Annotated in this window: 10 protein-coding genes; 7 read left to right on the plus strand and 3 right to left on the minus strand. The window is 71.4% G+C overall.

Annotated elements, in window-relative coordinates; all coding sequences use genetic code 11:
• Positions 1 to 276 precede the first annotated feature (276 nt).
• A complete protein-coding gene (locus ACFP2V_RS33225) occupies positions 277 to 999 on the plus strand; it encodes a class III extradiol dioxygenase subunit B-like domain-containing protein (RefSeq protein WP_381218996.1) in 723 nt (240 codons plus the stop codon).
• Positions 1,000 to 1,115: 116 nt separating this feature from the next.
• On the opposite strand, the gene ACFP2V_RS33230 is transcribed toward ACFP2V_RS33225, so the two are convergent.
• Positions 1,116 to 1,385, minus strand: a complete 270-nt coding sequence (locus ACFP2V_RS33230; protein ID WP_381219005.1) for an antitoxin — start codon at positions 1,383 to 1,385, stop codon at positions 1,116 to 1,118.
• 204 nt (positions 1,386 to 1,589) lie between these two features.
• Between ACFP2V_RS33230 and miaA the strand changes: the two genes are divergently transcribed.
• The 6 genes from miaA to hflX all read left to right on the plus strand — a co-directional run bounded on the left by miaA (position 1,590) and on the right by hflX (position 10,096).
• Positions 1,590 to 2,528 (plus strand): tRNA (adenosine(37)-N6)-dimethylallyltransferase MiaA, encoded by a 939-nt coding sequence (gene miaA / locus ACFP2V_RS33235; protein ID WP_381218997.1) that lies wholly within the window; start codon positions 1,590 to 1,592, stop codon positions 2,526 to 2,528.
• Between the two features lie 108 nt (positions 2,529 to 2,636).
• Positions 2,637 to 3,140, plus strand: coding sequence for a hypothetical protein (locus tag ACFP2V_RS33240; RefSeq protein WP_381219006.1), 504 nt, complete (start codon positions 2,637 to 2,639; stop codon positions 3,138 to 3,140).
• A 75-nt stretch (positions 3,141 to 3,215) separates the two neighbouring features.
• Positions 3,216 to 4,109, plus strand: a complete 894-nt coding sequence (gene dapF, locus ACFP2V_RS33245) for a diaminopimelate epimerase (RefSeq protein WP_381218998.1) — start codon at positions 3,216 to 3,218, stop codon at positions 4,107 to 4,109.
• 297 nt (positions 4,110 to 4,406) lie between these two features.
• Positions 4,407 to 6,611 (plus strand): RelA/SpoT family protein, encoded by a 2,205-nt coding sequence (locus tag ACFP2V_RS33250; protein ID WP_381218999.1) that lies wholly within the window; start codon positions 4,407 to 4,409, stop codon positions 6,609 to 6,611.
• A 132-nt stretch (positions 6,612 to 6,743) separates the two neighbouring features.
• Positions 6,744 to 8,453 (plus strand): M1 family metallopeptidase, encoded by a 1,710-nt coding sequence (locus tag ACFP2V_RS33255; protein WP_381219000.1) that lies wholly within the window; start codon positions 6,744 to 6,746, stop codon positions 8,451 to 8,453.
• 146 nt (positions 8,454 to 8,599) lie between these two features.
• The gene (hflX, locus tag ACFP2V_RS33260; RefSeq protein ID WP_381219001.1) at positions 8,600 to 10,096 is read left to right on the plus strand and encodes a GTPase HflX; all 1,497 of its coding nucleotides are present in this window, start codon (positions 8,600 to 8,602) and stop codon (positions 10,094 to 10,096) included.
• Positions 10,097 to 10,210: 114 nt separating this feature from the next.
• Here hflX and ACFP2V_RS33265 read toward each other — a convergent pair whose 3' ends face one another.
• Together ACFP2V_RS33265 and ACFP2V_RS33270 are read right to left on the minus strand one after the other, a co-directional pair.
• Positions 10,211 to 11,422, minus strand: coding sequence for a trypsin-like serine peptidase (locus tag ACFP2V_RS33265; RefSeq protein ID WP_381219002.1), 1,212 nt, complete (start codon positions 11,420 to 11,422; stop codon positions 10,211 to 10,213).
• 177 nt (positions 11,423 to 11,599) lie between these two features.
• A complete protein-coding gene (locus ACFP2V_RS33270; protein WP_381219003.1) occupies positions 11,600 to 12,820 on the minus strand; it encodes a trypsin-like serine peptidase in 1,221 nt (406 codons plus the stop codon).
• Positions 12,821 to 13,046: the final 226 nt, after the last annotated feature.

Raw genomic sequence — 13,046 nt, forward strand, 5'->3', positions numbered from 1 at the left:
GCTGGAGGACGCACCCCGGCCGATCGCACGTTCCGAAGGCACGCGGGACGAGGCGCGCTGCAGGCTGTACGAGACGGCGTGCACGCACGGGTCCGGCGGGGCCTGCCGCAACAGCGTCGCGAGGTGTACGGCGTGGACGACGGCACGTACTTCGTGGAGATCAAGGGCGGACCAGGCACCTACCACCTGCGGTACTGCCTCGCGGAGCGCGTCCGGAGCACGGACGCCCCGTGAGACGGGGACGCCGTCTCGGGCCGCAGCAGTAGGCTGCTGATCATGCTTGTCGCCGCCGCAGTCTGCCCGTGCCCGCCGCTGCTCGTGCCCGAGGTCGCCACTGGTGCCGCCCCCGAGCTGGACACCGTGCGGGCCGCATGCACGGACGCGGTCGGCGTGCTCGCCGCCGCCCGGCCCGACCTGCTGGTGGTGGTCGGCCCGGTGCGCGGCGACGTGGGGCTCGAGCGCTACCCGGAGGGCAGCACGGGGTCCTTCCACGGCTTCGGCGTCGGCCTCGACGTACGGCTCGGAGCGGACCGGGACACGTCGACCGGCCGGGCACTGCCCGGTGCACTCGCGGTGGGCGCCTGGCTGCTGGAGCGGACCGGATGGGCAAACGCACCCGTCGAGGGACTCGGCGTGGGGGAGTCCCTCGCAGCAGGGCGGTGCGCCGAGCAGGGACGGGACATCGCCGCCGAGGCGGAGCGGGTCGCGCTGCTGGTGATGGGCGACGGCAGCTCCTGCCGCACGCTCAAGGCGCCGGGCTACCTCGACGAGCGGGCGGCGCCCTTCGACGCGGCGGCCGCGCGGGCGCTGGGAGCGGCCGACACGGTGGCCCTGCAGGCGCTGGACGGCGGCCTGGCGCGCGAACTCAAGGCGTCCGGCCGGGCACCCTGGCAGGTCCTGGCGGGGGCGGCCGAAGCCGCAGGGACCGCTCTGCGGGGCACGCTGCTGTACGAGGACGCTCCGTACGGGGTGGGCTACATGGTGGCGACCTGGTCGTAGGAGCCGGTTCCTGTGCGACGCCCGCCCGGCACCTCGGGCGGCCCGGAACGGACGAAGGCCGGGAGCGCCATGCGTGATGTGCGTTCCCGGCCTCATGCCGATCCAGTGCTCAGTGCTCAGTGAGCGGGCGGCGGTCCCGCCGGGGGAGTGGTGCCCCCCGCGTCCGGACCGGCTTCGTTCTTGTGGGCGAGCCGGTCCATGGCGTGCTTGGCCTTGCCGGTGCCCTTCTGGATCCTGTCGCTGTACTTGCCCTTGGTCCGCTCGTCGGCGGTCTTCGCGGCCTTGTCCAGCCCGTGCTGGATCTTGCCCCCGTGCTGCTGCGCGAGGTCCGAGACCTTGTCCTTGGCAGGCCCCAGCCTGGCCTTCATGTTGTCCAGGAGACCCATGGTCCACCTTCCCTCGCGGTGCGGCTCGCGCGCACTCATGTACAAAAACTCCCATATCCACTCCATACGGTACTCGCGCGGACGTGGCCCCGCCCTGCTGCACGGTCCTTCCGTGGCCGAAACCCGAACACGAGCGCAGCCCCGCGCCCGTCGCGTCACACAACTCGCTGGAGGGCCGACTGCAAGGTTTGCGAGACTGGACCGGTGAGCAGCACACCCCCCACCCCCCGGGTCATCGCCGTCGTCGGCCCCACCGCAGCCGGAAAGTCCGATCTGGGCGTTTTCCTGGCCCGAGAGCTTGGCGGTGAAGTAGTCAACGCCGACTCCATGCAGCTCTACCGGGGGATGGACATCGGAACCGCCAAGCTGGCGCCCGAGGAGCGCGGGGGAATCCCGCACCACCTCCTGGACGTCTGGGACGTGACCGTCACCGCGTCCGTCGCCGAGTACCAGCGCCTCGCCCGGGAGCGGATCGACGCCCTGCTCACCGCCGGGCGCTGGCCCGTGCTGGTCGGGGGCTCCGGCCTCTACGTCCGCGGGGCCGTCGACCATCTCGAGTTCCCGGGCACCGACCCCGCCGTACGGTCGCGCCTGGAGGGCGAACTCACGCTGCGCGGATCCGGCGCGCTGCACGCCCGCCTCGCCGCCGCCGACCCCGAGGCCGCGCGGGCCATCCTGCCGAGCAACGGCCGCCGTATCGTCCGGGCGCTCGAAGTGATCGAGATCACCGGCCTGCCCTTTACCGCCAACCTCCCCGGCCATGACTCGGTCTACGACACCCTCCAGATCGGTGTCGACGTCGCCCGCCCCGAGCTGGACGAGAGGATCGCCGGCCGGGTCGACCGGATGTGGGACGCGGGGCTCGTGGACGAAGTGCGCGCACTGGAGGCGCAGGGGTTGCGCGAGGGGCGTACGGCCTCGCGCGCGCTCGGCTACCAGCAGGTGCTCGCCGCGCTCGCCGGAGAGTGCACCCTGGAGGACGCGCGGTCCGAGACCGTCCGCGCCACCAAGCGCTTCGCGCGCCGTCAGGATTCATGGTTCAGGCGCGACCCGCGGGTGCATTGGTTGAGTGGGGCCGCGGCGGACCTGACGGAACTTCCGCAGCTCGCGCTGTCGTTGGTCGAACGACCGGTTACAGCCTGATCACGTCATGGCATCGGGACGCCCAGGCCGTCATCCGGGCCTCTGGCGCCGTGCCATCATCGAGCTTCGATCGACCAAGTGGAGTCCAAGTTGGGAGGGCGCGTGGCGATGGAGGCCGGCCCTCGCGACACCGCACATGGCACCGAACACCTCACCACCGAGCGGGGTGTACCGGAGCAGGACCCTGACCGTCTCAGCCCCGACGGGCCGGACGAGACACAGGGCGGAGTGACCGACGACGGCCCCGAGCCGGACGAGATGTTCGCGGGCGGCGACGAGGTCGAGGTCGAGCTGCGCCCGCAGCGACGGCTGCGCATCTGGCAGCTCGCACCCATCGTCGGCCTGGCCGCGATCGGCTCCCTGATGTTCGCGTTCCCGCTCGCCTTCGACTTCGGCGACAGCGGCGCCGTGATCGCCATGCTGGGCCTGCTGATCTGCTCCTGCGCGGCCGGCTGGGGCATGATGGCCGCCCGCAGGGTGGGCTACACCTGGCCCGGCCTGCCGGCCCGGAGCTCCGGTCGCAGACCCGACTGGCGGGTCGTGATCGCCTACGCCGTCCTGGTCGCGGTGGTGGTGGCCCTGGCCGTCTGGCGGGTCGCCCGCCTCCGCTGACGGCCGCCCCCTCACCGACCCCGTGCGCTGCGAGGGCCGGGGCACGGTGTCGTGAGCACCCCGTACGATCGAGGGATGAGCACGCGGATCGCCTTCCTCAAGGGGCACGGCACCGAGAACGACTTCGTGATCGTTCCGGACCCCGAGAACGCCATCGACCTGCCCCCCGCCTCCGTCGCGGCCCTCTGCGACCGCCGCGCGGGCATCGGTGGCGACGGGCTGCTGCACGTGGTGCGGTCCGCCGCGCACCCCGAGGCGCGGCACCTGGCGGCCGAGGCCGAGTGGTTCATGGACTACCGCAACGGCGACGGCTCGATCGCCGAGATGTGCGGCAACGGAGTGCGTGTGTTCGCGCGCTACCTCCAGCGTGCGGGACATGTGGCCGAGGGAGACATCGCGATCGCCACGCGCGGCGGTGTGAAGACGGTGCACATCGCCAAGACCGTGTCCGACAGCGGCTTTGCCGCGGGTGACATCACCGTCGGCATGGGCCGGGCGCTGCTGCCCGGCGACGACGTCACCGTGAGCGTCGGCGGGCGCAGCTGGCCCGCGCGGAACGTGAACATGGGCAACCCGCACGCCGTGGCCTTCGTGGACGACCTCGACCACGCCGGCGACCTGTTCACCGCACCCCCGTTCAGCCCCGCCTCGGTCTATCCGGACGGCGTCAACGTGGAGTTCGTGGCCGACCGGGGCCCGCGGCACGTGGCTCTGCGCGTCCACGAGCGGGGGGCCGGCGAGACCCGCTCGTGCGGTACGGGCGCCTGCGCGGTCGCCGTGGCCGCGGCCCGCCGGGACGGCGTCGACCCGCGAGTCACCGGAACCCCGGCGACGTACACGGTGGATGTGCCCGGCGGCACTCTGGTGATCACCGAACGGCCCGACGGGGAGATCGAGATGACCGGACCCGCGGTGATCGTCGCCGAGGGCGTGATCGAGAGCGAGTGGCTGGAGAACCTGCCCCGCTGAGCCCGGTACCGGCTTGGCATCCAAGAGCAGCGCGTGCCGGCCGACCGCATTCGCGGGGTGCGGGGCCCGGTTCGGCTTCGAGAGCATGGCGCGCCTCTGGTCCCATGGCGTGAAATCGCCGCTGTGACGGTCTTCGCTCGAAGGAGTGATCCGTTTCACGCTCGGCGGGAGGCGGTCGGTCGCACGTGCTGGGCTCGGTAGCATCAAGCACCGGCCCGGACGGGGGACGAACACCGTCTCCTGAGCCCGAGTCCGCCCTGGGCATGCGTCCGCCGGTCAACGCCGCCGGAGGTGCCCATGAATGCGGAGGCCGCGAAACCTGCGACCCCAGATCCTGTGACATCAGGGTCTGCGACATCAGGTCATGTCACGCCCACAGGGACACGGAAGAAGGCACGCTCCCGGCTCGACCTGCGTCGGCTGGGCCGCGCCGCGCTCCTCGGCCCCGCCTCCCGCGACCGGCTCCCCGACGCCATCGGCCATGTGGTCGACGCCCACCGCGCCCACCATCCCGACGCCGATCTCGACCCCCTGCGCCGCGCCTATCTCCTGGCTGAGTCCTCGCACCGGGGGCAGATGCGCAAGAGCGGCGAGCCGTACATCACCCATCCGCTCGCCGTGACCCTCATCCTCGCCGAACTCGGCGCCGAGACCACGACCTTGACGGCCTCCTTGCTTCACGACACCGTCGAGGACACGGATGTGACGCTCGATCAGGTCCGCGAGCAGTTCGGCGAGGAGGTGTGCTACCTCGTCGACGGCGTCACCAAGCTCGAGAAGGTCGACTACGGTGCCGCGGCCGAGCCCGAGACCTTCCGCAAGATGCTGGTCGCCACCGGCAACGACGTCCGCGTGATGTCGATCAAACTCGCCGACCGGCTGCACAACATGCGCACCCTCGGGGTGATGCGCCCCGAGAAGCAGGAACGCATCGCCAAGGTGACCCGGGACGTCCTCATCCCGCTCGCCGAACGGCTCGGCGTCCAGGCGCTCAAGACGGAACTCGAGGACCTGGTCTTCGCGATCCTGCATCCCGAGGAGAACAAGCACACGCGCGAGCTGATCATCCGCAACGCCTCCCGCGCGGACGACCCTCTCGCCGAGGTCGCCGACGAGGTGCGCAAGGTACTGCGCGAGGCGGACCTCGCCGCCGAGGTCCTCATCCGCCCCCGCCACTTCGTCTCCGTGCACCGCGTGTCCCGCAAACGCGGCCGGCTGCGCGGCGCCGACTTCGGCCGGCTGCTGGTGCTGGTGAACGAGGACGCCGACTGCTACGGCGTCCTGGGCGAGCTGCACACCTGCATGACACCCGTCGTCTCGGAGTTCAAGGACTTCATCGCGGTACCCAAGTTCAACCTGTACCAGTCGCTGCACACCGCCGTCGCGCGCGACGACGGCCAAGTCGTCGAAGTCCTCATCCGTACGCACCTGATGCACAAGGTCGCCGAGGCAGGTGTCGTCGCCCTCGGCAACCCCTATGCCGCCCCGGGGGAGGAGCAGTCGACGAGCGACGGCGAACGCGTCGACCCGACCCGGCCCGGCTGGCTCTCCCGGCTCCTGGAGTGGCAGCGCGGCGCGCCCGATCCCGACACTTTCTGGTCCACGCTGCGCGAGGACCTCGCCCAGGACCGCGAGATCACCGTGTTCCGCCCGGACGGTGGCACGATCGGCCTGCCCGAGGGGGCGACCTGTGTGGACGCCGCATACGCGCAGTACGGCGAGGACGCGCACGCGTGCATCGGCGCCCGCGTCAACGGCCGCCTGGCGACGCTGCGCACCGTGCTGAAGGACGGGGACACCGTCCAGCTCCTGATGGGCCAGGACCCTGCCTCCGAGCCCTCCAGGGAGTGGCTGGAGCACGCCCACACCCCGGCCGCCCGGATCGCCATTCAGCGGTGGCTGACCGCCCACCCCGCGCCCCCCGTCGATCCCGCCGATCAGTCCGAGGGCGACCGGGCCGGGTCCGAGGAAGCCCAGGCGGCCACGCGTCCCGCCGCGGGCGGGTCCGCCGCCGCACCGGCTCCCGGGGCGGGGTCCGGCTCTTTCGGCGGGGCCCAGGTCCTGGCTGACCGGCCCGGCGCGACGGTACGGCTCGCCGGCTGCTGTACGCCCGTACCGCCCGACGAGGTGACCGGATTCGCCGTGCGCGGGGAAGCGGTCGCCGTGCACCGGGTCGAGTGCGCCACCGCGGCACGCATGAAAAGCGCGGGGCGTGCGGAGGTCGGCGTGCGCTGGGGGGAGGGCACCGAATGCCGGGTCACCCTGGTCGCCGAATCGTTCGTCCGCCCCCATCTGCTCGCCGACCTCACCGAGGCCATGGCCGTCGAAGGCGCCGAGATCGTCTCCGCGACCGTCGAACCCCCGACCCATCAGCAGGTGCGGCACACGTACACCGTGCAGCTGCCGGACGCCGCCCACCTGCCCGCCCTCATGCGCGCGATGCGCAAGGTGGCGGGTGTCTACGACGTGAGCCGGGCCAAGCCGCAGACCCAGGGCACCTGACAGCGGGGCGCGCGGGGCGCCACCCGGCCGGGGACCTCGTCGGGCATCCGCTCGGCCATCGGCCCACCCGATCGGGTGGGCCGGGAGCGCGCCGCCGTAACCGCGTACGCGCGCGCTGATAGCCGTGGGCCCATGCTGCGCACTCCCCACGGCCCGGCCGTCCCCGAACCGGCCTCCGAACGTCCCGCCACGCACGGCCCGGCCTCCGGCCATCCGGCCGCTCTCGCACCGGCCGTCCCCGTACCGGTCGTCCGCACGCCGATCCCCTGGGGCCGCCGTCGGCGGACGTCCGCGGCGCTGCTCGCGTCGGCCGTTTCCGTCTGCCTCCTCGCCGCGAGCGCCCCCGCCACGCCGCTGGGCATCGGCGACCGTCTCTTCCCGCACCTGGGCAACCCCGGGTACGACGTGGCGTCGTACCACCTCTCCTTCAGCTACTCCGGCACCAACGACACACCGCTGCAGGCCACTACGAGGATCGACGCCCGGACGACCACGGACCTGGACCGGATCAACCTCGACTTCGCCCACGGCACGGTCCATTCGGTCGAGGTCGACGGCGTCCCCGCCACCTTCACCACCGCCGGTGAGGACCTCGTGATCACGCCCGTGGGCGGCCTGGACGCCGGCGAACGGACCCGTATCACCGTGCGTCACACCAGCGATCCGGTGGCCGCCGACGGCCGCGACGGCGGCTGGGTGCGCACCGCGGACGGTCTCGCCATGGCCAACCAGGCCGACGCCGCGCACCTGGTCTTCCCGTGCAACGACCACCCGTCCGACAAGGCTTTCTTCACCTTCCGCATCACCGCCCCCGACGGTCACAGGGCCGTCGCCAACGGCCTGCCGATCCATGTCGTCCGCACGCGCGCGGCGACGACGACCTGGACGTACCGCACCCGGCATCCCATGGCCACCGAACTCGCCCAGGTGTCCATCGGCCGTTCCACGGTCCTGCACCGCACCGGCCCGCAGGGGCTGCCGCTGCGCGACGTCGTCCCCACGGCCCACCGCGAACAGCTCGAGCCGTGGCTGGCGAAGACCCCGGACCAGATCGCCTGGATGGAGGACAGGGTCGGCCGCTACCCCTTCGAGACGTACGGCCTGCTCATGGCCGACGTCTCCACCGGCTTCGAACTCGAGACCCAGACGCTGTCCCTCTTCGAACGGGAACTCTTCACGGATCCGGCCTACCCCGCGGGGTACATCGAGTCGATCATGGTGCATGAGCTCGCCCACCAGTGGTTCGGCAACAGCGTCAGCCCCAGCACCTGGTCCGACCTGTGGCTCAACGAGGGCCATGCCACCTGGTACGAGGCGCTGTACGCGCAGGAGAAGGCCGGCCGGTCCCTGGAAACCCGGATGAAGGACGCCTACGCGGCCTCCGACCGCTGGCGCGCGGCGGGCGGACCACCCGCCGCTCCCGAGGTTCCGCAGCCCGGCCAGAAGATCAGCATCTTCCGGCCGATCGTCTACGACGGTGCCGCGCTCGTGCTGTACGCCCTCCGTGAGGAGATCGGCCGCACCGCGTTCGACCGCCTGGAACGGCGCTGGGTGACCCAGCACCGGGACGGCACGGCCTCCACCGCCGACTTCGTCCGGCTCGCCTCCGACATCGCGGGACGCGACCTGAGCGGATTCCTGAACGCCTGGCTCTACGACGTGAAGACCCCGCCGATGCCCGGCCATCCGGACTGGAAGTCCACGACGCAGGCACCGGACAAGTCCACGGCCTACAAGTTCACGGCCCACAGGCCCACGGCCCCCGCGTCCGCATCACAGCCCACGGGACGTTCCGGCCCGGCCGTGCATCGACCGGGCGTGAGCCGGGAACAAACACGGTGACGAGACGTGCCGTGTCGTGCCACCATCGTCAGGACGCCGCCGCACGGGTCACGGGAATCTCCCGGGAGGCTCGTGCGTTGTGAAAGGCGACGGGCGTACTCCGTCACCCCTGCGATCCCCCATCGACGTATCGACGTAAGGACCCAATGACCTCCTCTTCTTCCCCTTCCCAGGACACCAAGCGCTTCGCGCGGACCTACCCCGAGGGCCTCCGGGCCGATGCCCTGATGGAAGCGGACGTCGCCTGGAGCCTCGAGATCGACGGAGAGCGGGACGGCGACCAGCTCGACCGCTCCGAGCGCGCGGCCCTGCGCCGCGTCGCCGGCCTCTCCACCGAGCTCGAGGACGTCACCGAGGTCGAGTACCGGCAGCTCCGCCTGGAGCGCGTCGTACTCGTCGGCGTGTGGACGTCGGGAACCGTGCAGGACGCGGAGAACTCCCTCGCGGAGCTCGCCGCCCTGGCGGAGACGGCGGGCGCCCTCGTGCTCGACGGCGTGACCCAGCGCCGCGACAAGCCCGACGCGGCGACCTTCATCGGTTCCGGCAAGGCCCAGGAGCTGCGTGACATCGTGCTCGAAACGGGCGCGGACACGGTCGTCTGCGACGGTGAGCTGAGCCCCGGCCAGCTGATCCATCTCGAGGACGTCGTCAAGGTCAAGGTCATCGACCGTACGGCTCTGATCCTGGACATCTTCGCCCAGCACGCCAAGTCCCGTGAGGGCAAGGCGCAGGTCGCGCTCGCGCAGATGCAGTACATGCTGCCGAGGCTGCGCGGCTGGGGCCAGTCGCTGTCCCGGCAGATGGGCGGCGGCTCGGGCGGCGGACTCGCCACCCGTGGCCCCGGTGAGACCAAGATCGAGACCGACCGGCGCCGGATCCGCGAGAAGATGGCGAAAATGCGCCGGGAGATCGCGGAGATGAAGACCGGCCGCGACATCAAGCGCCAGGAGCGCAGGCGCCACAAGGTGCCGTCCGTCGCCATCGCGGGCTACACCAACGCCGGCAAGTCCTCCCTGCTCAACCGCCTCACGGGCGCGGGCGTCCTGGTCGAGAACGCCCTGTTCGCGACCCTCGACCCGACCGTGCGCCGGGCCGAGACGCCGGGTGGACGGCTGTACACGCTGGCCGACACCGTCGGCTTTGTCCGGCACCTGCCGCACCACCTCGTCGAGGCGTTCCGCTCCACGATGGAGGAGGTCGGTGACGCCGATCTGATCCTGCACGTGGTGGACGGTTCGCACCCCGTCCCGGAGGAGCAGCTGGCCGCCGTGCGCGAGGTGATCAGGGACGTCGGCGCCACCGACGTACCCGAGATCGTCGTGATCAACAAGGCCGACGCGGCGGACCCGCTCACGCTCCAGCGGCTGCTGCGGGAGGAGAAGCGCTCCATCGCGGTCTCCGCCCGGACCGGCCAGGGCATCGACGAACTGCTCGCCCTCCTCGACAACGATCTGCCCCGCCCGGCCGTCGAGATCGAAGCGCTCGTGCCGTACACCCACGGCAAGCTGGTCGCCCGCGCCCACGACGAGGGCGAGGTGATCTCCGAGGAGCACACCCCGGAGGGCACCCTGCTCAAGGTGCGGGTGCACGAGGAACTGGCGGCGGAGCTCACGCCGTTCGTGCCCACGCCGACCGCCGGCTGAGCCCACGGCCCGCGGTTTCGCACGCGACGGAGACGGCCCGCCCTCTGCTCATGGCAGGGAGCGGGCCGTCGGCGTGCCCGGATCAGTGAACGCCGTGATCACATACCGCCGTGATCACCGGTCGCCGTAGGTCCTGCTCATGTTCTGGTACAGCGCTTCGGCGTCCCGGCCCAACTGCGGGCCCGCGAGCCAGGTGTTGTCGATCGGGCCGATCGAGGTGTTCGACATCAGCACGGTCTCGCCGTCCACCACCCGGAACCAGCCGCCACCGGACGAACCACCGGTCATGGTGCAGCCGATGCGGTGCATCGAGGGCAGATCCGAGGCGAGCGAGAACCGGCCCGGAGCGTCCAGGCACTTGAACGTCCGCAGTCCGTTGTAGGGCGCCGCCGCCGGGTATCCCCAGGCACCTGTCCGGCCCGCCCCGGCCGCGGACGGGGCCGAGAAGTCCACGGCCAGGGCGGTACCGACCGTCTCCTCCAGGGACTTGTCCCCCTGCTCCGGCTTCACGTGCAGGACGGCGTAGTCGTACGGTGCTCCGGCGCCACCGGTCTGCACGCCGCCCTCGATCCAGCCGGTGGAGGTCGAGGCCCGGTCCGCCCACCAGTTGCCGTACGGGGCGATCTCCGAGGCGTTCGCGTTGCTCAACTCCGCCTCGGACCTGCCCAGGTCGTTGTACGCGGGGACGAAGACGATGTTGCGGTACCAGCCGCCGTCGCCGCCCGCGTGCACGCAGTGACCGGCGGTCCGGACGAGGTTGGACCTGCCCGGGTGGTTCACGTCCTTGACGACCGTGCCGGAGCAGACGCTCGTGCCCTCGGGGGAGTCGAAGAAGACCTTGCCGACCGGGGCCGCGTTGGCGTGGTACGGCGTCTGCTCGGCCTGCGCCTCAACCGGTCCCGGCTCCGGGTCGCCGACGCCCTGGGCGACGGTCGCGTCCTTGGTCGAGAGGGTCTTGTCGGCCTCCTCGGCGGAACGCATCCGCTCCGGCTTCCACAGGCCCTCGATCACCGGGTTGACGTAGTTCCCGGCCTCACTGAGCCACTTGCCCTTGTCCCAGTCCTGCCAGCCGCCGGCCTTCCACTTGTCGACATCGATCCCGTGTTCCTCGAGGTTGTCCGCGATGCCGGCCGGGATCTGGGCCTTGCCGGCCCCGCCGTCCGCGGCCTGCGAGGCGCCAAAACCGGGCTTCTTCGGATCGGCCTTGTCGTCGGTGGAACCGCCGCACGCGGTCGCGGTGAGCGCCAGGGCGGCGACGAGCCCGGTGGCGGCGGGGGTACTGCGACGGCCCCGCCGGCGTGGAGCGGACGTACGTATGGAGCGCATGGTGCGATGCCCCCCGGTGCTACGAATGAGTGTCCTGCTGTTGGGCGTGGAGGGCGCACGGGCGGGCCGGCGGATTAGTGCTGTCGGCGCCGCCGCCCGTGTGCCGTTACCGCGCTTCCGTTCCCGCCCGGGCGGGGCCCGTGGGAACGGAAGCGCCGCTGCCGAAGCGGCCGACGGTCACTGGTCGGCGAACTTGTCGCTGACCGCCTTGTACACGCCCTTGGCCTCGTCCCCCAGTCGCGGGCCGGCGAGCCAGCCCGACGTCACCGGGCCGATGGAGGTGTTGGACACCAGCGCCGGCTTGCCGTCGGAGCCCTCCGCGACCCAGCCGCCGCCGGACGAACCGGCGGTCATGCTGCAGCCGATGCGGTACATCGTCGGGTCGGAGGCACTGAGCGAGAGCCGGCCCGGCCGGTCCTCGCAGCTGAACAGCTTCTGGCCGTCGTACGGCGCGCCGGCCGGGTAGCCGGTCGCGGTCAGGCTTTCCACGTCCGGTGCGGCGGGAGCCTGGAAGTCCACCGGCAGCGCCGAACCGACCGTCTCCTCCAGCGACTTGCCGTCGCCGTCCTTCTCCGGCGTCACATGGATGACGGCGAAGTCGTACGGGGCGCCGTCACCGCCGGTCGCACCGCCCTGCTCGATCCACTGGTCGGAGGTCTGCGCCCAGTCACCCCACCAGACGCCGTGCGGAGCGACCTCGTCCTTGGCGGCGCCTTCGAGTTCACTGGTCGGCCTTCCCGCGTCGTTGTACGACGGAACGAAGACGATGTTGCGGTACCAGCCGCCCTTCTTGCCGGCGTGCACGCAGTGTCCGGCCGTCCACACCATGTTGGACTTGCCCGGGTCGGCGGGGTCCTGCACCACGGTCGCGGAGCACACCATCGTGCCCTCCGGGGAGTCGAAGAACACCTTGCCCGCCGTGGGCGCGTTGTCGTGGTACGACGGTGGCACCGCCTGCGCCTGCACCGGCTCCGGCGTCGGGTCCGTCACGCCCTGGTCACCGGAGATGTCGCTCTCGTGGACCTCCGGGTCCGGCTGCTCGGCGTCCCGCATGCGGTCCGGGTCCCACAGGTCCTCGATGATCGGGTTGATGTAGTCGTTGGCCTCACGCAGCCAGTCGTCCTTGTCCCAGTTCTTCCATTCGCCGTTCCTCCACTTGTCGACATCGATCCCGTGCTCCTTGAGCCGGTCCGCGATGTCGGCCGGGATCTGGATCTTGCCGTCCCCGGCCGCGGCGGTCGCGGAGGCTTCGTCGTCCGCTGTGTCGCCCCCCGAATCACAGGCGGTCGCGGTGAGCGCGAGTACCGAGGCGAGTGCGACGGCGGTCAGTACGGGGGAGGTCTTGCGGCGCGGCCTCCCGCCTCGGCGAGTGGTGGACGACGGCCGTATGGATCGCATGATGTGACTCCCCCTGATGTGGACGAACTTGGTGCATCGGCCGTGCTCGCATCCTGGACTCGAGCGGAGTCCGGACCCCTCGCATGACCACCGGGAACGGCACCACACACTATGCGCTCGCCGTGAGGGACAGCCGACGGAACGGCAACGGTTTCGCTACGAGCTTTCTGACCGGAAAACTCAACGGTCAGATGGGTATGGCGGGGTAGCCCCTCGGCGGTGATGG

This window comes from Streptomyces incanus, from assembly GCF_042656345.1.
GTDB lineage: Bacteria > Actinomycetota > Actinomycetes > Streptomycetales > Streptomycetaceae > Streptomyces > Streptomyces incanus.

Excerpts from the sequence above, each read along its gene's own strand:
- ACFP2V_RS33225 (WP_381218996.1), top strand. The coding sequence starts at position 277 with ATGCTTGTCGCCGCCGCAGTCTGCCCGTGCCCGCCGCTGCTCGTGCCC.
- ACFP2V_RS33240 (WP_381219006.1), top strand. The coding sequence starts at position 2,637 with ATGGAGGCCGGCCCTCGCGACACCGCACATGGCACCGAACACCTCACC.
- dapF (WP_381218998.1), top strand. The coding sequence starts at position 3,216 with ATGAGCACGCGGATCGCCTTCCTCAAGGGGCACGGCACCGAGAACGAC.
- hflX (WP_381219001.1), top strand. The coding sequence starts at position 8,600 with ATGACCTCCTCTTCTTCCCCTTCCCAGGACACCAAGCGCTTCGCGCGG.
- ACFP2V_RS33270 (WP_381219003.1), bottom strand. The coding sequence starts at position 12,820 with ATGCGATCCATACGGCCGTCGTCCACCACTCGCCGAGGCGGGAGGCCG.
- ACFP2V_RS33265 (WP_381219002.1), bottom strand. The coding sequence starts at position 11,422 with ATGCGCTCCATACGTACGTCCGCTCCACGCCGGCGGGGCCGTCGCAGT.
- ACFP2V_RS33255 (WP_381219000.1), top strand. The coding sequence starts at position 6,744 with ATGCTGCGCACTCCCCACGGCCCGGCCGTCCCCGAACCGGCCTCCGAA.
- ACFP2V_RS33230 (WP_381219005.1), bottom strand. The coding sequence starts at position 1,385 with ATGGGTCTCCTGGACAACATGAAGGCCAGGCTGGGGCCTGCCAAGGAC.
- ACFP2V_RS33250 (WP_381218999.1), top strand. The coding sequence starts at position 4,407 with ATGAATGCGGAGGCCGCGAAACCTGCGACCCCAGATCCTGTGACATCA.